The 21,141-nt window shown below is 33.9% G+C and carries 18 protein-coding genes; 7 read left to right on the forward strand and 11 right to left on the reverse strand.

All coding sequences use genetic code 11. The annotated features are described in order from the left end of the window. The first annotated feature begins 24 nt into the window (after positions 1 to 24). The 5 genes from PQO00_RS15095 (at position 25) to PQO00_RS15115 (ending at position 4,603) form a co-directional block, all read left to right on the forward strand. Positions 25 to 1,254, forward strand: a complete 1,230-nt coding sequence (locus PQO00_RS15095; RefSeq protein WP_274185686.1) for an Nramp family divalent metal transporter — start codon at positions 25 to 27, stop codon at positions 1,252 to 1,254. Continuing rightward, on the forward strand, positions 1,254 to 1,994 hold the full coding sequence (gene pxpA, locus PQO00_RS15100; RefSeq protein WP_274185687.1) for a 5-oxoprolinase subunit PxpA: 741 nt from the start codon (positions 1,254 to 1,256) through the stop codon (positions 1,992 to 1,994). The genes PQO00_RS15095 and pxpA overlap by 1 nt, the downstream gene beginning before the upstream one ends. A gap of 17 nt (positions 1,995 to 2,011) precedes the next feature. Beyond that, positions 2,012 to 2,722 (forward strand): 5-oxoprolinase subunit PxpB, encoded by a 711-nt coding sequence (gene pxpB, locus PQO00_RS15105; RefSeq protein ID WP_274185688.1) that lies wholly within the window; start codon positions 2,012 to 2,014, stop codon positions 2,720 to 2,722. Then, positions 2,715 to 3,563, forward strand: a complete 849-nt coding sequence (locus PQO00_RS15110; protein WP_274185689.1) for a biotin-dependent carboxyltransferase family protein — start codon at positions 2,715 to 2,717, stop codon at positions 3,561 to 3,563. Before pxpB ends, PQO00_RS15110 begins: the two co-directional genes overlap by 8 nt. A gap of 302 nt (positions 3,564 to 3,865) precedes the next feature. Further along, positions 3,866 to 4,603, forward strand: coding sequence for a DUF6503 family protein (locus PQO00_RS15115; RefSeq protein ID WP_274185690.1), 738 nt, complete (start codon positions 3,866 to 3,868; stop codon positions 4,601 to 4,603). Between the two features lie 183 nt (positions 4,604 to 4,786). Here PQO00_RS15115 and deoC (PQO00_RS15120) read toward each other — a convergent pair whose 3' ends face one another. From deoC (PQO00_RS15120) to clpB, 5 genes are all read right to left on the reverse strand, one after another. Beyond that, positions 4,787 to 5,458, reverse strand: coding sequence for a deoxyribose-phosphate aldolase (deoC, locus tag PQO00_RS15120; protein ID WP_274185691.1), 672 nt, complete (start codon positions 5,456 to 5,458; stop codon positions 4,787 to 4,789). 115 nt (positions 5,459 to 5,573) lie between these two features. Continuing rightward, on the reverse strand, positions 5,574 to 6,248 hold the full coding sequence (deoC, locus tag PQO00_RS15125; protein WP_337992852.1) for a deoxyribose-phosphate aldolase: 675 nt from the start codon (positions 6,246 to 6,248) through the stop codon (positions 5,574 to 5,576). Between the two features lie 747 nt (positions 6,249 to 6,995). Next, positions 6,996 to 7,490: a thioesterase family protein gene (locus PQO00_RS15130; protein WP_274185692.1), complete on the reverse strand. Its 495-nt coding sequence runs from the start codon at positions 7,488 to 7,490 to the stop codon at positions 6,996 to 6,998. Positions 7,491 to 7,539: 49 nt separating this feature from the next. Further along, the gene (locus tag PQO00_RS15135; RefSeq protein ID WP_274185693.1) at positions 7,540 to 8,136 is read right to left on the reverse strand and encodes a TetR/AcrR family transcriptional regulator; all 597 of its coding nucleotides are present in this window, start codon (positions 8,134 to 8,136) and stop codon (positions 7,540 to 7,542) included. A gap of 297 nt (positions 8,137 to 8,433) precedes the next feature. Further along, positions 8,434 to 11,034 carry an ATP-dependent chaperone ClpB gene (gene clpB, locus PQO00_RS15140; protein ID WP_274185694.1) on the reverse strand — a complete coding sequence of 867 codons (2,601 nt, stop codon included), beginning with the start codon at positions 11,032 to 11,034 and terminating at the stop codon, positions 8,434 to 8,436. 210 nt (positions 11,035 to 11,244) lie between these two features. On the opposite strand from clpB, the gene ytxJ reads away from it, so the two are divergent. Continuing rightward, a complete protein-coding gene (gene ytxJ, locus PQO00_RS15145) occupies positions 11,245 to 11,634 on the forward strand; it encodes a bacillithiol system redox-active protein YtxJ (RefSeq protein WP_274185695.1) in 390 nt (129 codons plus the stop codon). Between the two features lie 52 nt (positions 11,635 to 11,686). Here the strand turns inward: ytxJ and PQO00_RS15150 are convergent, their stop codons facing one another. After that, on the reverse strand, positions 11,687 to 12,868 hold the full coding sequence (locus PQO00_RS15150; protein ID WP_274185696.1) for a hypothetical protein: 1,182 nt from the start codon (positions 12,866 to 12,868) through the stop codon (positions 11,687 to 11,689). A 249-nt stretch (positions 12,869 to 13,117) separates the two neighbouring features. Further along, positions 13,118 to 14,410, reverse strand: coding sequence for a fumarylacetoacetase (fahA, locus tag PQO00_RS15155; RefSeq protein WP_274185697.1), 1,293 nt, complete (start codon positions 14,408 to 14,410; stop codon positions 13,118 to 13,120). A 382-nt stretch (positions 14,411 to 14,792) separates the two neighbouring features. Between fahA and glyA the strand changes: the two genes are divergently transcribed. Next, positions 14,793 to 16,067 (forward strand): serine hydroxymethyltransferase, encoded by a 1,275-nt coding sequence (gene glyA / locus PQO00_RS15160; RefSeq protein ID WP_274185698.1) that lies wholly within the window; start codon positions 14,793 to 14,795, stop codon positions 16,065 to 16,067. Positions 16,068 to 16,345: 278 nt separating this feature from the next. On the opposite strand, the gene PQO00_RS15165 is transcribed toward glyA, so the two are convergent. The 4 genes from PQO00_RS15165 to PQO00_RS15180 form a co-directional block, all read right to left on the reverse strand. Then, the gene (locus tag PQO00_RS15165; RefSeq protein ID WP_274185699.1) at positions 16,346 to 17,200 is read right to left on the reverse strand and encodes a hypothetical protein; all 855 of its coding nucleotides are present in this window, start codon (positions 17,198 to 17,200) and stop codon (positions 16,346 to 16,348) included. 329 nt (positions 17,201 to 17,529) lie between these two features. Further along, positions 17,530 to 18,024, reverse strand: a complete 495-nt coding sequence (locus PQO00_RS15170) for a hypothetical protein (protein ID WP_274185700.1) — start codon at positions 18,022 to 18,024, stop codon at positions 17,530 to 17,532. A gap of 786 nt (positions 18,025 to 18,810) precedes the next feature. Further along, the gene (locus PQO00_RS15175; RefSeq protein ID WP_274185701.1) at positions 18,811 to 20,103 is read right to left on the reverse strand and encodes a hypothetical protein; all 1,293 of its coding nucleotides are present in this window, start codon (positions 20,101 to 20,103) and stop codon (positions 18,811 to 18,813) included. 133 nt (positions 20,104 to 20,236) lie between these two features. Continuing rightward, complete coding sequence (locus tag PQO00_RS15180) at positions 20,237 to 20,815, reverse strand: RDD family protein (RefSeq protein ID WP_274185702.1); 579 nt, start codon at positions 20,813 to 20,815, stop codon at positions 20,237 to 20,239. Positions 20,816 to 21,141: the final 326 nt, after the last annotated feature.

Consider the following 21,141-nt stretch of genomic DNA (forward strand, 5'->3'; position numbering starts at 1 on the left):
TAAGATTTGTTATTTTTGATTTGTTTGAAAAATATTTTTAAAAATATAGGCCCAGGACCGTTGGTTGCCGCCGCTTTTATTGGACCAGGTACCGTAACGGTCTGTACACTTACAGGTGTCGGTTTTGGTTACTCATTACTATGGGCCATGTTATTGTCTATAATCGCTACAGTGGTGCTACAGGAAATGTCTGCACGTTTGGGGATTATTTCCCAGCAAGGCTTATCGGAAATCATACGAACAGAAATAAAGAACCCTTTTTTAAAAGGGGGCACTATTTTACTAATTCTATCTGCTATAGTGATTGGTAATGCGGCTTACGAAGCAGGCAATATTAGTGGTGGTGTTTTAGGCTTACAAGCAATTTGCGGGAATCCGAATATAGAAATTGGCGGGGTTTCTATAAATACTTTAAGCGTCGTTATTGGAGTGATAGCCTTTGTTTTGTTATATATAGGAAATTACAAGCTGTTGGAAACCGTATTGGTTGGATTGGTGATATTAATGAGCTTGGCCTTTTTGATCACAGCCATTATAACGAAACCTAATATATTGGAAATTTTAAAAGGTCTTTTCGTTCCAAAGCTTTCAAACGATAGCATATTAACCGTTATAGGATTAATTGGAACAACGGTAGTACCTTATAATTTGTTTTTACATGCCTCTCTGGTTAAGGAAAAATGGCATCAAACAAGTGATTTAAAATATGCACGAAAAGACACGGTTATAGCGATTGTTTTAGGAGGTTTGGTGTCTATGTGTATCATTATTTCGGCAGCAGCGATCCAGTCCCAGGATATAAATAGTGCAGCAGATTTGGCAAAAGGGTTAGAGCCCCTATTTGGGAGTTTTGCTAAATACTTTTTGGCTATGGGGCTATTTGCCGCGGGTGTTACCAGTGCCATCACTGCGCCTTTGGCTGCAGCCTATGTAGCAAGCGGTTGTTTAGGCTGGAATTCTAATTTAAAATCCAAAAAATTTAGAGGGGTATGGATGTTCATTTTATTGTTGGGCGTACTGTTTTCGTCTTTAGCCATAAAGCCTATCGATATTATTAAGTTTGCCCAAGTGGCCAATGGCATACTTTTGCCTATCATTGCTGGCTTTTTAATTTGGATTATGAATAAGCCATCTATTTTAGGAACCTATAAAAATAACATAAAACAAAATATCCTTGGGTTTATAATTCTAGGAATTAGTATCTTGCTATCTATAGCAACACTTAATAAAGTTTTTCAGTTAAATATTTTTTAGTGATACTAAATGCCATTGATATTAATGTAGATGTAGGCGAGGGGATTGGTAATGAGCCCCAACTCATGCCTTTTATTTCTTCTTGCAACATAGCGTGTGGAGGGCATGCAGGCGATATAGATACGATGCGCAGCGTCATCAGGCTAGCTAAAGCACATCGTGTTAAAATGGGGGCACATCCCTCATTTCCGGATAAAGCGAATTTTGGTCGCATTCATATGGAGATGCCTTGTGCTGCTTTATTTAAGAGTATTAAGGGGCAGGTTGATGACTTGATCCATGTGCTGCGGGAGGAACACAGAAACTTACATCATATAAAGCCGCATGGCGCTTTGTATAATTTGGCTGCGGTTGATGAAAAAGTGGCCGATGTTATTATAGAAGTTATGAAAACGATGGTATTGCCAATCAAGCTTTATGTGCCCTTTGGGTCGGTTATAGAAAAGAAAGCCCTATCACAAAATATTCCAATTATTTATGAGGCCTTTGCGGATAGAAATTACAATGACGATTTAACATTGGTTTCAAGAAAAGAAGCCTCTGCGACCATACACAATGAAGATGATTTGTTTGCCCATATCTTCAATATGATTTCAAAACAAAAAGTAAAAACAATTACAGGTAACTATATTGAAATAAAAGCCCAAACATTTTGCATTCATGGCGATCATCCCAATGCTGTAAATCTGATTAAGAATTTAGGAATTCGTTTAAAAAGTCATGGTATTCAAATAAGGTGATATATAAACTCACATATATGCCTTTTGGAGAACGGTCTGTTTTAATTCAATGGCCAGCAGTTATTGATGAAAATGTCCTTTCTGATATTATTTTGTTTAAAGCAAAAATTAAAAACAAAAGTATTAAAGGTATAGTTGAGTTAAATTCTTCATACAACTCATTATTAATTGTTTATGATGTTTTTATTGTTTCTTTTGAAACTATGGTAAACGAACTTAAGAAGCTATACAGTCAAAAGGAACGAAGCCCTAAGTTTATATCAAAACAATGGAAAATACCTGTATGTTATGATACTACTTTTGCGATAGATTTAGATGCGATGGCCCATGAGAAAGCCATGTCTACAGAATCCATTATCGAACGCCATTCCAAAACAGTTTACACCGTGTATTTTATCGGTTTCTTGCCTGGGTTTATGTATCTGGGCGGATTAAATGAAAAGCTTTATACGCCTCGAAAATCAATGCCCAGACTTGAGATAGTTAAAGGCGCAGTAGCAATAGGAGGTGAGCAAACAGGGATTTATCCTAGTGAAAGTCCAGGTGGATGGAACGTTATAGGGAATTCTCCCATAGAGTTTTTTAACCCTAAAAGCGATGTTCCTTGTTTTGCAAATGCCGGGGATAAAATTGTTTTTAAGCGTATATCCCTTAAAGAATATCATGATATAAAAACGTTGGTGGCGGCTGGTGTTTATCAATTAGAAAGTAAGGTGATTGATGATTAGGGTTTTAAAAGCAGGTTTATATACTACTATTCAGGATTTGGGCCGTTATGGGTATCGGGACTATGGCGTACCATATTCTGGGGTTATGGATGCCTATTCGGGATCTATGGCCAATGTGTTGTTAGGAAATCGTGCGCATGCAGCAGTTATAGAAATGACGATGACTGGACCAATTCTTGAATGGCACTGTGATACCAGTATTTGTATATCTGGAGCAGATATATCACCAAAATTAAATGACATCCCTATAGAATTAAATAAACCAGTTCAGGTAAAAAGTGGGGACATAGTTTCTTTTGGTAAGCTTATTTCTGGATTTAGGTCTTATTTGGCTGTTTTGGGAGGTTTTAAGACCGAAAACATAATGCATAGTTATAGTATGTATCAAGGTGTAACAAAACAATCGAAGCTGTTTAAAAACGATGAATTGTTAATAGATGTGCCATTAAAAGGCTTTGCCGTGAAACATGCTGCCATAAAGATAAAAGAGACACATTTTATTACGAAGCATATTGAAGTTTTTAAAGGGCCGGAATTTCAAAGACTTTCAAAAGCGCAACAAGGGCTGTTATTTGCAAAAGGTTTTACCGTTTCTAAAAAAAACAATAGAATGGCTTATCAGATGGAAGAATCTTTAGAAAATGATTTAGAGCCCATTATTACGTCTGCAGTATTACCCGGAACCGTGCAATTGACACCCTCGGGAAAACTTATTATTTTAATGAGGGATTGCCAAACAACCGGTGGATATCCCAGAGTCTTGCAGTTAAAAGAAACTTCTATTAATATTTTAGCACAAAAGTTTACTGGGGATTTGGTATACTTTAAGCTTAGAGCCTGATTTTTGAAAATTAAGAAGCTTTCGACTGTCCTCGAAGAGACAAAATAGCATCCGATTAAAGTATATAGCTAAGTCGATATAAAATGGCATAGAATATTTAGAAATAAAAAATAGAAGTTCAAGATAAAAAGCGCAGGCATAGCTTAGTTACGGCGAGTATTTTTAACGAAGAAATTCGGTTTTTTACTCTGAAGATTCATGTTGTTTTATATGGATTTAGCTATAAGCATTAATATAATTTTATAGGCACGTTAGTAAGTAATAATCAGTTTTACGACTTATACAAAATATACAAAAAAAGAATGAAATTATTTAAAAAGGTCGTGTTACTTGGTTCTGTTATCGTATCTCTCTTGAATTGTGAGAGCCATGATGCACAACGTATTATAGATAAAGCTATTGAGGTTTCTGGAGGTGTATTATTGGACTCATCAAGTATCCGTTTTAATTTTAGAAATAAGCATTATTTGGCTAAGCGTAATAAAGGGGATTTTTTATACGGACGCTTGTCTACAGATACTACCGATTCAATTTTAGATATTCTAACCAATACAGGTTTTGAACGTTTTGTAAATGACGATTTTGTTTATACACCAGATAGTATGGCAGTAAAGTATAGCAGTTCTATAAACTCAGTGCATTATTTCTCGGTATTGCCTTATGGCTTAAACAGCCCAGCGGTAAATAAAAAATATTTGGGCAAGGTTGCTATTAAGAATAAGTACTATCATAAAATAAAAATTACTTTTGATAAAGAAGGTGGTGGTGAAGATTATGAAGATGAGTTTATATATTGGATCGATATTAAAACTTTTAAAGTGGATTATTTAGCGTATTCTTATGCCGAAGACGATGGTGTAGGCCTGCGTTTTCGGGAAGCTTATAATGAACGTTATGTGAAAGGGATCCGTTTTGTAGATTATATTAATTTTAAACCGATTAATAAAAATATAAACTTGTTGTCTTTGGATAGTTTATATGTGAATAACGGCTTAAAAGAATTATCAAGGATTGATCTTGAGCAGGTAAAAGTTGAATAAATAATCAGACATGGTATTTTTACAACACCTTACCCATAATTTGTTTTGCTATTTTTTATATTAGAATTTGCCGTAATAAAATATCCTTTTTCCCTTTCTACAAAACGGAAAAAGAAATCGTAACTAGGCTGTGTTTTATATCCAAATAAGCTGAGCACCAGTTATTTTGAAGTTTATTTGGTATTAGTAGTAGTTTGAATTTGAAAAAGCATCTTTTAGAATTTCTATTCCGGATGAAGTGCCTAACCGATCAACTCCCAAGTTGATGTACTTTAAGGCTGTTTTGTAATTTTTTATACCCCCAGAAGCTTTTATTTTGGTAGTACTATTTAAACAAACGTCTTTTATGAGCTTTACATCCTCTAATGTAACTCCACCAGGCCCGAACCCTGTTGATGTTTTAATAAAATCTGCACCACTTTGTATCGCTAATTCACTGGCTTTGGTTATTTCGGATTCATCAAGATAGCAGGTCTCTAAAATAACTTTTAAGATATTATTTGGCATACATTTTTTTACCGCTTCGATATCTTTCTGTACGCCATCAAAGTTTTTACTTTTTAATAAGCCAATATTAATAACCATATCAATTTCATCAGCTCCATTTTTTAAAGCTAATGTGGCTTCTGCTACTTTGGCCTTAGTACTCATTGCCCCTAAAGGAAAACCGACCACGCTACAAATTTTAATATTACTGTCCAGTAATTTTTCTTTGGCAAAAAATACATAGCAGCTATTTATACAAACAGAGAAAAATTTATGTAATCTGGCCTCTTCGCAAAGCATAGTAATATCGTTTGCTGTGGCATTTGCTTTTAGAAGTGTATGATCTATGTATTCATTGATTGGTTTCATATGGGGCTTTGTTGAAGTTAATTAATATTATTCGAATGAAATCTTGAATTATTTAAGATGTTACCTTACTTTATATACGAACAAAAGGCTTTAATCGATCTTAAAGCCTTTATTTTTAAGCTTTTTTATTGTAACTTAATTTTTGAACGGATTGTTTTATTTTAAAACCTGATGAAGTAGCAACTCTACTAACGCCTATATCAATATATTTTTTAGCAGTTTCAATATCCTTAATACCACCAGATGCGCAAATTTTAACAAAATCCTTAACCGTTTTTTTTATAATTTTAACAACGGTTAATGTGGCCCCGCTTTTTGAAAAACCGCTAGATGTTTTAATATAATCTACATTGGCATCAATAGAAATTTCACAGGCTTTTATGATTTCATTTTTGTTCAACTCTGAAACTTCTAGAATAACTTTTAAAGGTTTATCTTCTATGGCAAGTTTAACATCGATAATATCCTTTAAAACCGAGACATAATTATTACTTTTAAGAAATCCAAGATTAAGAACCATATCAATTTCATCTGCTCCATCACTAATGGCTTGCTTTGCTTCGTAAACTTTTGAGGCTGTTGCCATAGATCCAAGAGGAAACCCGATAACAGAGCAAATTTTAACATCTGTGTTTTCCAATAACTGTTGCGCTAGTGCTACATATGAACTATTAATACAAACAGAATAGAAACCATTTCTTTTTGCCTCATAACATAGATCTATAATATTACGTTCTGTGGAAGTGGGGTCTAAAAGTGTATAATCAATATATTTGTATATATCCATCATTATAAGTAGGTTTTAAAAGTTTATTAAGGGGATAAACCAGAAATTAATACTAATTGGTGTATAGTTTTAGTGTCCATACAAAACAAATTTACGTATTTAAAATGAAATAAAATTCACATAAAAGCATATTTTTTTATTAACAATAATTATGCCGTAATTAGTTAATTTATTTTTTAAATCACAGTATTAGAAAGCGATACGGAGGAATTTCAAAATATAACCGAAGATTTTTTAAATGTTAATAAATACTACCTTCAGTTTTATTTGAGTAAATTTTATCAGGTTGGTTAAATGAAAAAAGGTATCATTTGCAGATAAACTTTTATGAAAACGATGTTTTGTATTGTATGAAAGAAAATAAATACAGAACAAAAAATAAGGAAAAAATATAATCCTACGATTCTGTGTATAGCAGTATGAATTTATTTTTAAGGTCTTATCGAATCTAAATATTTAAAATTATTGTTGTCCGATAAAAACTATAGACTATAATTAGAATCCCATCAATAATAGTATAAGTAAAAGCATTACGGATTTTTTAATACAAGTAAAAACAAACAAGAAATATTTAGGTTTCAGAAAGTAAAACAATAGAGGTGTCTCTGTTTGTCTGTTAGTTACAATCAAGTTTTTGTTCTTGGTTCAAATAGCGAAGCGGTCTTACGTCTTTAGTCGGACACTAATGCTTTAAAATAAGAGATTGATTTAAAATTAATTTTTGTCATGTACTTAGAAATACAAGTTAAATTAAATTTTTACGGTTGCATTCGATTTTAATTGATTTAAACGTTCTTCAAATGTAAAGGTGTTAACAGGATTGTTAATATTTTCGAAAAGTTGCATTAAATCTTCTGTATGGGTCTCTCTTTTTTGTTTCAATAAATTAAAATGAACAAAACCGCACCAGATAATGGCCTTTAAATGACTTTTGTCCTCATTATACATGCGCATTTCTACATGCAGTTCACTGTTAGAGAAACGTATTAATTGAGACTCTAAAACAACCGTTTCCATTAAAACAGCAGGTTTTAAGTAAGCAATTTGGTTACTACTGGATACCCAAGCCTTACCTTCTTTTTTGGCTATTTTAAAAATATCCACATCATAATGATCTATCAAAGCATCTTCACGATGATTCATAAAATAGTTTATATAACTTCCATTGTTTAAATGATTAAATGGGTCGCAGTCTTGAAATCTGATTTTTGTTTTGCTTTGTAAAACATCTAATAATTGGTCCATATATATGTTAATTAATATACCAAACGGTATATTTTTGGTTAAAAAAATATTATATCTTTAGTTCTTTGCCTATCATATCATCTATTAAATCCATGGTATCTTTTATATAAAAATCATCATCCATGGTGTAGGTCATAAATATAGCACCTTGTATCATGGTATCTAATCGTTTAGCAAAATACATAGCATTTATTTCTGATGAGATCTCCCTTGCTTCGATGCCATCCTCAATGATTGTTGCTAGTTGATCTTGAATACGTTCAATAACCTGTTTTACTTTTTGGAGCAAAAGGGTATTTTGATTATTGGAATCTACACCAATATTTAAAATAGGGCAGCCCCCAAGTTGTTTGCTATAATCGTAGTAGTTTCTATAAAAATCGGTTATAAGAAATAGCTTTTCAATAGGAGAATCACTTTTAGACAAATGATGGGCAATTTGTTTCATCATATTTTTAATAGTAAACACAAAAGAGGCTATAGCTAAGTCTTCTTTGTTTTTAAAATTACCATATATAGCACCTTTGGTTAGGCCAGTTGCATGGGTTACATCACTCAAGCTCGTTGCAGCATAGCCGTTCTTATTAAAAATAGGAGCAGCTATTTCTAGTATGTATTGGGATGTAAGTGCAGCTTTTGTAGTCATTATTTAACAAATATACCAAAAATATACCAAACGGTATATTTTTGGTGTGAAAATTAAAATAAAGGGATTGTTTTTAAACAATCCCCTTAAATTTGAATTAAATATCCCCGTGGTAAGCCACTATGTATCTAATTATACCAATTAAACATTAAAACACACCTTATAATTTGTTTCTAGAGCACTCATATTTCACAAGAAAATAAAACCGTAGCTCATGCTATGCTTGAATTTATTGTTCATCTGAGCACTATATAATTCGAATTATTTAAGGTGCATTTTAAAATTTATTTGGTATTACTATTGTTTTGTTTCTAACACTTGATTTCTAAAAACTAATTTATCATCAAAGGCATCTAATAAAATAATACTATCTGTAGCAATTTTCCCTGATAATATTTCTTTACTTAAAGCATTTAGGACTTCTTTTTGGATAACACGTTTTACTGGTCTTGCGCCATATTCAGGATTATATCCTTTTTCTGCTAAATAGGTTATAGCTTCTTGTGTGGCATCAAAAGTAATACCTTGTTGTCCTATCATTTTTGTAAGTGCTTTTAATTGGAGTCCGACAATGGCTGTGATGTTCTCTTTGTTTAAAGGTGTAAACATGATGATATCATCAATCCTATTTAAAAACTCGGGACGAACACTTTGTTTTAATAAGCCCAAGACGTCTATTTTTGCCGATTCAATGGCAGAATACATGTCTTTGGTAGCTCCAAAATGTTCTTGTATTAAATGACTCCCTATATTGGAGGTCATGATAATAATCGTATTTTTAAAGTCTGCTACACGCCCTTTGTTATCAGTTAAATGCCCCTCATCCAATACTTGTAATAAAATATTAAAAGTATCTGGGTGCGCTTTTTCGATTTCATCCAAAAGTACTACGGAATATGGTTTGCGTCTTACCGCTTCGGTTAATTGGCCGCCTTCATCATAGCCAACATAGCCCGGAGGGGCTCCAACCAACCTGCTTACAGCATGTCGTTCTTGGTATTCGCTCATATCGATACGGGTCATGGCATTTTCATCATCAAAGAGGTATTCTGCCAAGGCTTTAGCTAACTCTGTTTTTCCTACCCCGGTTGTTCCTAAAAAAAGAAAGGTACCAATTGGTTTTTTTGAATTTTGTAAACCTGCCCGACTTCTCCTAACAGCATCACTTACCGCTACGATGGCTTCTTCTTGTCCTACAACACGTTTGTGCAGATCTGCTTCAAGTTTCAGTAATTTTTCACGTTCACTTTGAACCATTTTTGTTACTGGAATTCCCGTCCATTTTGCAACAACTTCAGCAATATCTTCATAAGTGACTTCCTCTTTAATCAAAGAATTTTCAGACTGTGCTTGTAATTGTTTTTGATATACATCGAGTTTTTCTTGGGCTTCTTTGATTTTTCCATAACGTAACTCTGCTACTTTTCCATAGTCTCCATCTCGTTCGGCACGTTCTGCTTCTAACTTATAGTTTTCAATAGCTTGTTTTGTATTTTGGATATTGTCTACGACTTCTTTTTCACTTTTCCATTTTGCGTTGATTTCATTTCTGCTTTCTTTTAGATTGGCTACATCGGACCTAAGTGATTTTAGTTTGGATTCATCTTTTTCGCGCTTAATGGCTTCGATCTCAATTTCCAATTGCATGATTTTTCTATCTAAAACATCCAGTTCTTCTGGTTTGGAATTGATTTCCATACGCAGTTTGGAAGCAGCTTCATCCATGAGGTCGATAGCTTTGTCTGGGAGAAAGCGATCGGTTATGTAACGTTCGGATAACTCAACAGCTCCAATAATGGCCTCGTCTTTTATACGAACCTTGTGATGTGTTTCATATTTCTCTTTAATACCCCGTAATATGGAGATGGCACTTTCTGTATCTGGCTCGTCCACTATCACTTTTTGAAAACGACGTTCCAGAGCTTTATCTTTTTCAAAATATTTCTGATATTCATTTAAGGTAGTTGCTCCAATGGCACGAAGTTCACCTCGGGCTAAAGCTGGTTTTAAAATATTGGCTGCGTCCATAGCCCCTTGTCCGCCACCGGCACCTACAAGTGTGTGGATTTCGTCTATAAATAAAACAATATCACCTTCACTAGAGGTTACTTCTTTAATAACGGCTTTTAGGCGTTCTTCAAATTCTCCTTTATATTTAGCTCCTGCAATTAAGGCCCCCATATCTAAGGCGAAAATTTGTTTGTCCTTAAGGTTTTCAGGAATATCCCCATCAATAATCCTATGTGACAAGCCTTCGGCTATAGCTGTTTTACCTGTTCCAGGTTCTCCGACAAGTATGGGGTTGTTTTTGGTTCTACGTGATAAAATCTGAAGGATCCGCCGTATTTCCTCATCACGACCAATAACAGGGTCCAATTTCCCGTCTTTTGCTAATTGATTTAAATTTTTTGCATATTTGTTTAATGAATTATAGGTGTCCTCTTGACTTTGCGAGGTTACATTTTCGCCTTTACGTAATTCTTCAATAGCGCTTTTTAGGCCTTTTTCATTGACCCCTTGGTCTTTTAGCATTTGTGCTATTTTGCTGTTCGATTTAAAAACGGCCAAGATGAGGTGCTCTATGGAAACGAAATCATCTTTCATTTTTTTAGCAATGATCGATGCTTCATTAAGACTTTTACCAGCTTCACGTGATAGCATAAGTTCACTACCTGTAACTTTTGAAAAACTTTCCAATTGTTTATCTAAAGCTTGTTGAAGTATGGGAATATTTACATTCAATTTTTTTAAAATGAATGGTAAAACGTTTTCATCAACTTCAAAAATACCTTTAAAGATATGTTCATTTTCAATTTGTTGATGTGAGAAACCTTGCGCAATTTGCTGTGCTTGCTGAATGGCTTCCTGGGATTTTATTGTATAATTATTTAGATTCATCAATTTGTTTTTTTTATTCCCGTGAAGACGGGAATCTGTTTTATCAATATTTAATTACTTTTACACCTTTAGTAAGTCAATAATCTTACCAACATATTTTAAGAGACAGAATGTCTGTAAAAGCCGTGTTTTAAGTGACTTTTTGTCGGTTTGTAAGGTTGTGGAAATGATTCGACTTATTTATTCAATGAAAAAAATAGCATATTTGAAATGGGATTGTTAAATAAAATATTTGGAGGAACTAATGAAACGAAAGATGAGAAGGAGATACCTTGGATTCCTTTAAATGAGATGCCTCAATTGGATTTTATAGAAAAAAAGTCTGCTACCAAAACACAGGTTATCTTTAAACATTCTACACGTTGTGGTATTAGTAGTATGGTTATAAAACAGTTTGTTAATCATTACCATTTAACCGAAAAAGATCTGGATTTATATTATTTGGATTTGCTAAACTACCGAGCGCTTTCTAATGAAGTAGGGTCTAAGTTTCAAGTGGTACACGAATCACCTCAATTAATGGTTATTAAAAACGGGGTCGTGGTTGCACATGCATCTCATGGTGCCATTCAAGGGATTGACTTAAATAGGTTTATTTGAAGCACATTGATAAAACTAAAAGAGGCTGACTGAAAAGACAGCCTCTTTTAGTTTAACCCTTAACCCTATACGAGCTAATAATATCCTTTAACTTTAGTTTTAGATCTTCACCAGTATCATAAACCATTTGTTCGTTACTAGGGAAGGGGACTCTTCTGTTATTCAGTATTTTTCGGTCTTTAGGATCTAAAGCTCTTTTGTCGCCTCTCATTCTCGCGAAAAGGTTTTGAAAAACAAACTCGCTATCAATAGTGAAAGTGTCCAACAGCTGTTTTGTTTTTATATCTAGGTATACAACATCTGCAATGACTTGTGTGGATTTTGTTTGGGTAAACTCGTTAAAGCGTGCTTTAACCCTAACTATTTTATCGATCTTTATATCGTTACCTAAACTATCTTTAACAACATTGCCATTACTGTCCAATTCATATTCCCAACCGTCGGCAATGTCTTTTTCTCTTATATACTCACGTTCTTTAATACGCTCTGGCGAAATATTAATCTGTTTTAATTGTAACTGCATGGCATAGTCATACTTAATAGCCTTGTTAGGCTGCGCATGGTATACGGTCCAGAATTGATTTAATCCATAGGTATCAAAGTTTAGCAAATCATCTTCTAAACGCTTCGGAATAATTTGATTGGTACGGTTTTGAATCGTGACACTTACATAGGCAGTACCACGTTCATGAGCCTCTTTCATTAAGCTTCTGGTCTGCTCGTAATTTGGGTTTATAGCTTCTATATAACTTAAAACATTATAGGCTTCCCTAATTTGCGATTTATCTTCCAGCTCCAATAAATCCAATCCTTTTTCATATAAATAATCAGAAACATTTTCACGGGATTGTACAATGTTATTGCTGTAATCATTGAATTTAAAAGAAATATTTTTACCATTTACCACTAGTGGTAAAATGGGTTTAATAGCTTCCTGACGCGCATCTAGATCCAAATAAGCTTCATAAATGTCTCTATATAACTCGGGATTCTTATCTTTTTTTAAATGATTTATATTATTTAAATCGCGCTCAGTCGCTTTGTAGTAAGCATCCTGTAACATTAAAACATAATCGTATTTACGTTTTTTGTTTTTATTGGTTTTAAGCTTATCTAATGCTGTTGTAATTGCTTGATCGTAGTTACCAGAATTAACAGCGGTTTCTACTTGCTTTTTTGCGCCACAAGCGACAAGTATAGAAAGACCTATTGTAAAAAGTAGTAGTTTTTTCATAGATTGAATATTATTGGTTACTTAGGGCACCAACCCAATAGTTATGCCAAAATACTAAAAATATAGATAAAATACCAATAAATCCGTTTAAATGGATATCTGTTTAATTTATTGCAAGTTTTTTCTTACTAATCATAAAACCGTTATATAGACTATCTATATAATAGCCAGAAAAATAATTATAGTATAATAACTAAACTTTTGTTATTGATTTTTTATGTACAAGGCTTTGCCATGAAGTAGCTTATTTTATTTGCTCTTTTTAGGATTAAAAACGGGAAGTAATTTTGTAGAAACTTCACCAAAACCGATCCGTGTGCCTTCTTTTTCACAAAAACCTCTCATAATAACAGTATCGTGGTCGTTGATAAACTTACGTTCTGAGCCATCCTTCATTTTAAGTGGTTTTTCACCTTTCCACGAAAGTTCCAGCATAGACCCATAAGAATCAGGTGTAGGTCCAGAAATAGTACCGCTTCCCATCATATCGCCAGAATTTACAGGACAACCATTAACCGTATGGTGTGCTAATTGTTGTGCCATATTCCAATACATATATTTAAAATTCGATTTACTAACAATCGTTTCTTTGGCACCTTGTGGCTGTATAGAAACCTCTAAATTAATATCGAAGCTCTTTTTTCCTTTATATTGAAGGTATTTAAGCTGTGGTTTTACGGGCTTAGGACCTTCAACTCTATAAGGCTCTAAAGCATCAAGTGTTACAATCCATGGTGAAATTGAAGACGCAAAGTTTTTAGCTAAAAAAGGACCTAACGGTACATATTCCCATTTTTGAATATCTCGAGCGCTCCAATCGTTAAATAAGACGAGTCCAAAAATGTATTCCTCGGCTTCTTCAATAGGAATGGATTCCCCTAAGTCGTTGGCATCTGTAGTTATAAAAGCCATTTCCAGCTCAAAATCAACTAATTTACTAGGCCCAAAAATAGGTTCTTCAGCCTCTCCAGGTAATGTTTGTCCTTGTGGTCTGTGAACTGGTATTCCAGAAGGAATAATGGAAGAGCTGCGCCCATGGTACCCAACTGGAATATGTAGCCAGTTTGGCAATAAGGCATTATCGGGATCCCTAAACATGGTTCCTACATTGGTAGCATGTTCTTTACTTGAGTAAAAATCTGTATAATCCCCAATATGTACAGGTAATTGCATTTCAATTTCATCTAAACGAAATAATACAATTTCTTTATGTTTTTTGTTGTTTTTAAGGGCGCTGTTTTCAGAATCAAAAATCTCTGCAATTCTATTACGCACCAAACGCCATGTTTTTCTACCGTCTGCTATAAAATCATTTAAAGTATCTTGAAGAAAAATATCCTCTGTTAAAGGAATCCCCTCAAAATAACCTAATTGATGTAAAGCACCAAGATCTATGGCCGTATCGCCAATACGTGTTCCTATGGTTATAATATCGTCTCGGGTTAAGAAAACTCCGAAGGGAATATTCTGAATGGGAAAATCTGAATTCTTATCTACGTGTAACCACGATTTTCTATCTGGATTGTTAGCTGATAATGGCATAACTTAAATGTATTTATGTATTAAATTCTCATCAAACCTACACATTTTTTTTATTTTAAATGAAAAAAAGGATGAAAATGATGTATTTAATATAACCGTTAATAAAATGGTTAAAAACTTAAAAGTAAATAACCCTTTTTTGATGTGATTAATTATTCTATTTCCTATTTTTGCCGAATATTTAACCATGAAGTGGTTTAAGCTTTTTGCAATTGGCTGCAAAATTCCCTTTTACCCCTACATTTTGCCTTTTTATTGCTCGGTAGCGATGCTATGCAGCTCAAAAAAGCCTTCTTGTGGGAATACCTGCCTGCCGCAGGCAGGAAATTGTTATTTTTCGCTTCAATCGAAAAAGCTTAAACCACTTCCGTAATTTAATTTTATGCAACGCGACGAACAAATTTTTGAACTTATTCAAGCTGAAAAGGAACGCCAACTACATGGTATTGAACTTATTGCATCAGAGAATTTTGTAAGTGACCAGGTTATGGAAGCTGCAGGCTCTGTGTTAACTAATAAATATGCTGAAGGTTATCCGGGCAAGAGGTATTATGGTGGCTGCGAAGTTGTTGATGAAGTTGAACAAATAGCTATTGATAGAGCAAAAGCATTGTTTGGAGCTGCTTATGTAAATGTACAGCCACATTCTGGAAGTCAAGCCAATACTGCTGTGTATCATGCCTGTTTAAAGCCAGGCGATAAAATTTTAGGTTTCGATTTATCTCATGGAGGTCATTTAACCCATGGATCTCCGGTAAACTTTTCCGGTAAGCTTTATAATCCTGTATTTTATGGCGTAGAGCAGGAGACAGGTGTTTTAAATTATGATAAGATTCAGGAAGTAGCGACTAAAGAGCAACCAAAATTAATTATTGCTGGTGCTTCTGCATATTCTAGGGATATTGATTTTAAGCGTTTTAGAGAGATTGCTGATAGTGTTGGTGCTATTTTAATGGCAGATATTTCACATCCAGCAGGATTGATAGCGAAAGGTATTTTAAACGATCCGTTACCACATTGTCATATTGTAACCACCACCACACATAAGACTTTAAGAGGTCCAAGAGGTGGCATCATTATGATGGGACAGGATTTTGACAATCCGTTTGGAATTACCCTAAAAAATGGAAACCTTCGTAAAATGTCATCCTTATTGGACTCTGCGGTTTTTCCTGGAAACCAGGGAGGCCCTTTAGAGCATATTATTGCGGCTAAAGCGATTGCTTTTGGAGAAGCATTAACAGACGATTTTTTAAATTACCAATTACAGGTAAAACGAAATGCTGCAGCTATGGCAGAGGCTTTAGTAGCCAAAGGTTATAACATTATCTCTGGCGGAACAGATAATCACTGTATGTTGATTGATCTCCGTAACAAAAACCTTTCTGGTAAAGATGCCGAGCAGGCCTTGGTTAAAGCAGATATTACCGTAAACAAGAACATGGTGCCTTTTGATGATAAATCACCGTTTGTAACATCTGGCATTCGTTTGGGGGTTTCTGCTGTAACGACCCGTGGTTTAAAAGAAGATGATATGCTGGCTATTGTAGAGTTGATTGACGAAGTTATTGTTAATTTTGAAGATGAGGCCGTTTTAGAAACCATTAAGGATAAAGTGAACACTATGATGAAGGACAAGCCTTTGTTTGTAGCTTAGTGTTATGCTGAATTTATTTCAGCATCATATCAATATAAATAAGAATCCTGCTTTGTGCAGGATTTTTTGTTTCTAATGCGTAAGTGTTATTAATCCGTATGTTGTAATGAATTATACACGTTGTGGCTGTTGCACAACTATAAAACACTCTAATTCCTGCTTAATTTTTTTTGCTTTCAAAACAACAATGCGTTGATTTTAAATTAGTTACAGTTATTCGTTGCTGTCAAAATTTATTACTTTATTTAAAATTATGAGTTGTGCAACGGCTACCATTGTTAGATGTTTTTTATTGATGCTTCAAATAAATCACTAGGAATGTATTGATTTTTGATACCAAGTATCATTTGCTTTTTACGAGCTAAAATCAATGATGCAAGGTTATGGATAGATATTAAACCAAAGTAGTTATATCTCAAATTCCGAGAATCATTATCATACATCTTTTTATGAATAATTAAATTATCGTCAATAAGCTTAGGGAGTTTGTCAAAGTGTTTTTTTTCCAAAGCCAATAGAATTTTACATTCTGAATCTATGAGTTTAGCGTCTAAATTTCTACTTGGTGGTGGAAGCTTCTCTATGGTATCAAAGCATTCTGTACCCTGTTTTATATTTCTACTGCATAATAATTGTAGGGCTAATGTTCGCAAAGAATATGCTCCGCCTGTTAGCATGTTTTTTACAACAATATTGGACAAATCAATATTTGAGAGGTATTCAATTTCTTGATTTTGGTTAGTAATTATTGCTGCTTTCAATCCACAATTTAAAATAGAATCGGCCGTATGATGTATTCTTTCATCCTTGTATATTGCTGAGTAACAACCGCCTTCCCAATTATATTGAATTTCCTTTCCTTTATTAGTAATTAATTTGAAATAGTTGCAAGCAGCCAGTGAAGATTTCTTTAGCATTTCCATAAAATCATCAGTACAAATTCCTTCTAAATAGTACCTTCCTATTGCTAATTCAAAAATTTTTGATGTTAAGGATTCGAAGTAATTGGCAATTGTATCTCCACTATTTTCTTGATTTTTAACATACTCGTAGTCTTCGTATAGAAAATCTAATTCAATTTTCAGCCCCTCTATACCACAAGATTTATGCGGTGTTTTTCTTGGTGTACTCATTTTTGCTCTGACTATTTTTCAATGGTAAAATTACATCTAACGTGTTTGTATATGGTTTGTTGCGTGGTTAAGCACGTAATTTAGCAAATATAAACCAAATAGAAAATCCGCAGGATTTTCCGAGTAGGCGAGAACCAAGCAATTATTTTTACACGGTGTGGCTGTTGCACAACTATAAAACACTCTAATTCCTGCTTAATTTTTTTTGCTTTCAAAATAACAATACGTTGATTTTAAATTAGTTATAGTTGTTATTTGCTGTCAAAATTTATTACTTTATTTAAAATTATGAGTTGTGCAACGGCTACCGTTGTTGTAGGTAGTTTTTATTATTTTTCAGGTAACTCAATTTTAATCATTTCAGCTTCTCCAATCTTTCGAGGTCCTTCATGTATCCACCATTTCTGTCCAATATTTAAATACTGCTCAATTGGTTGATGTGTCAAGAATCTTGCAGTTACATTTTGGGTCGTTCCTGGCTCTAATAAATTATTCTCACCAAATTGAAAATCTCCTATAAAAGTATATTTGAGAGTCCCATCTTCTTCGTATTCAAAGACATGATTTGGTCGGTATCCATTTCCTATAGGAGTTTCCCGTCCGCCTTCTTCTTTTGAGAACAAAGTCAATCTACACTCTACATGATAAAGAGGAGGAGTTTCTTCCAAATCAAAGTCCGTGATACTCTTTTCCGTGTATTTGCCCCAAGCGAAATGGTCAAAGACTTTAGAATAACCTTGGTCTAACCACTTCTTAAAAATCAGCTTTCCATTGAAGTAGAGGTAGAATTCGTGATCGTCTTTTATTTCCTTCTTAATTATCATTTTAATTACCTACAACGTTTTGAATATGAGTAGTAGCTGACGATAGGAAGCTATTACTTATATTTTTTGTGTGTGCCCAGCATGGGTATCTTTTGATTTACCGAAAGGTAAATAATTAATCTAGAGGGTGCAAGTCCCTTATGCGCAGGAGTAACGTCTTGAAGCATTAGTAAGTTGCAAGTTGGTTTACCGTGAGGTATGCAGTGAAGGAAGCGAGACTACAAAGCTCGGTACAGACCCTGAGTCAAGCTCAGGACAGGCCAAGCAGGAACCGTATACAGAGGCATATTTACTTGGGTAAGCAAGCACATCATTGTAACGCCCTAAGATTAACAAAAGGGTAAATATGTAGATACGGCAGGGATTGAGTGAATTTAGCGAAGCGTTATCATGAACTCCATAATATAAAATAAGAATGTGTGAATAAAGAAGGTGCCATTACCTGGGGAGGTCTCCAAAGTTACGAGTTGACCTATTGGAGAAGTAACGCTAAAGACGTCATTTTCAATCAGAAAAGGTCATAGTACTTACGGGAAACGAGTTGTGTTAAAAGCGCATAGGTCTCACGAGTAAGGAAGGACTGAACGTAATTCTCTTCAAAATTCGTATAGGAGCACTAGTGGTAGCCTATACTTAAACTAGAAGATAGTGTCAAAGGTGGAAAGAGCTTTGGCGTGAAGATTTACGAACCGCCGTATACGAGACCCCCCGCACTTGATGCGGGGGTGGTGTGAGAGGCGCAGTGGCGACCGTTAGGTCGTCACCCGTCTACTCGATTGGCAAACGTTATTCGGGATATTCTTTAAAGTTCATATTTATTCTTTCAATATTCTGAAACCAATTAAACAGCTTCAAATCTTCAATTACTTCAGCTTCTTTTTCTTTTGGAAATGGTTCAAGGTTTTCTATAAATCCAAATTTAAAATGAGTCAGTTTATTTGAAGTAGAAATTACAATTATTTTATCGGCTTTGTATTTGTCCCAAACGCAATAACCTTCGGCTGCTAATTGCATAGAAATCATTACGTGTTCGTGTTCCATTTTCTCTCCGTGTAAAACCATTGCAACAACAATATCATTAATAATTCCGTATCGCCTAGCAACGAAATATCCATTTTCATTTTTATAACGATTATGAAATTCAAAAAATGTCTGTCCAAAAATTCTTCTTTCAAACCTACTTAATGACAAAAGTTCTGTGGCAATTTTAATGTTGTTTGGGTTGTTTCTGTAAAGCACTTCTCTTTTAACAAATTCGTCAACGAAATAACTGACTCTATCACTCTTTTTCTTTTTTTGAACTTCTTTTCGTTTTAGATATTCTTGCCATTTACCATCTAATTGAAAACTAGCTCCATTATATTCATCAGAATAAAAGTTTTTATTGAACTTTCTATCGTTAAAAAGATAATCAGCTAGTAAGTCTAATTCGCTTCCAGAGAATAAAATGAAACGTTTTTTATCATTTAATAATTCTGTATTGTAATTAAAAAAGGATTTGTTAGTATCTATGTCCCAATCGTTTTCTTGTCCGAGCATCATCACAAGCTCTGTTTCTTTGAAAACTATTTCTCTTTCTTTAAGATATTCAATGAAGTCTGGAATAGTGTTTAATTCTGTGACGATTCCCAAAAATGAACTCCAATTAAAAATGTGAGCAAATTCGTTGTTTTTTGTAACCAATCCTCCAGGGTGAAATAGAGGAACAGTATTTAAATTCACTATTAATCTATGAACACTATCATAGTTTTCAGATGAAAAATCAAAAGCACCTGTTTCTGGATGACTAAAGCTGATTTTGTTATTCTTATTAAGTAATTTTCTTTCAGCACCGTGGATTTGAGCAATAGCCTTTTTTAGAGTTGAGTGAAAGTATCTTTCATAATTCCCTTTAAAAGAATAGTTTTTTATTGAAATGATTATTAGGTGATTTTGAAAAATGATTAGTAAGTCGCAAATTTCTTTTTTGTTTCCTAATTCATCTTTCGGATTAGGAAAACACCAATATTTCAAATAAGTGTCAAATGCAATTCTGTTGACAGCTTCTTCTCCTTCAATTCCAATTTCGTTACTGTCCATTTTTTATTGCATCACAACGGTTTAGGCTATGAGTAGTTGCTGCAAGTACACACCAAACTGAAAATCCGCTAGGATTTTCAGAAGTAGGCGATAACAAGCAATTACTTATAGCCATTGTTGGCAAATCGTTTTTTTAATTCATTCCGGGTAATAAAAGACTTAATCCATAAAAATAAATTCCGCCAATTATTAAAATTCCGATGAAATTTGTTTTCAATTTCGTGTTTTTTAAATCAGTCCAAATCGATTTAAATTTTTCTTTTTCCGACACAATAACTTTCGTATTTGCTATAAAATCGCCAATTCGCCTTTCAGGATTTATGAGTCCAATAATAACTTCTAATGGCCAAGCAACACAAATAGTCAAATTCCGCACAAAGCATTGTAATTCATTCGCTGGTTTATTCGTTTTTCGGTCAATTACTTGAAACCCTAAAATCCGTTTTGCTGGACTTTTGGCTTTGAAAAAGTCCTTATTTAAATAAATGAAGAATGGAATAAAAACCAAAATTATTCCAATTCCGTTATTCAGATTGTCCTTCATTAATGCTCCTAATCCAAAAATCAGAAATCCTAACGGCACAATTAAAAGACATATAATACAATGGTCTAAAAACATACTTAAAATTCGGTTAATTCTTGAGTTACTATTCGCAACTTTGGAAATTTCTCCGACTATTATTCCATCGTTATTATCGTTCGTTTCTGTCATTTTTCAAATGTTTGCCAACGGTCCAGTATATGGCCCGTAGCGTGCAAAAGGTACGGACTTTTCAGTTAAGCTGTGAGCCGAATTTTTAAATTTTCTTGTTATTTTATTTTCTCTAACGAGCCAAATTTAAAAATTTGGCGGTCTTCGCAAATGCGCCCAAGCCTTTGGTTTAGGCACCTTACCAGCTATGGGCTATATACATTGTTGAACTAATCCTCGTTACCTCGGAAGCTTTCCAACGCTTATAAAAATAGCTTAAATTTAGATACTAAATAAAAAAGTAAAAAAATATGTATCAAAAAAAAGTAAAACGCTCCTTGAAACGG

Origin of the sequence: Flavivirga sp. 57AJ16 (assembly GCF_028736925.1) — a bacterium.
Lineage (GTDB): Bacteria > Bacteroidota > Bacteroidia > Flavobacteriales > Flavobacteriaceae > Flavivirga.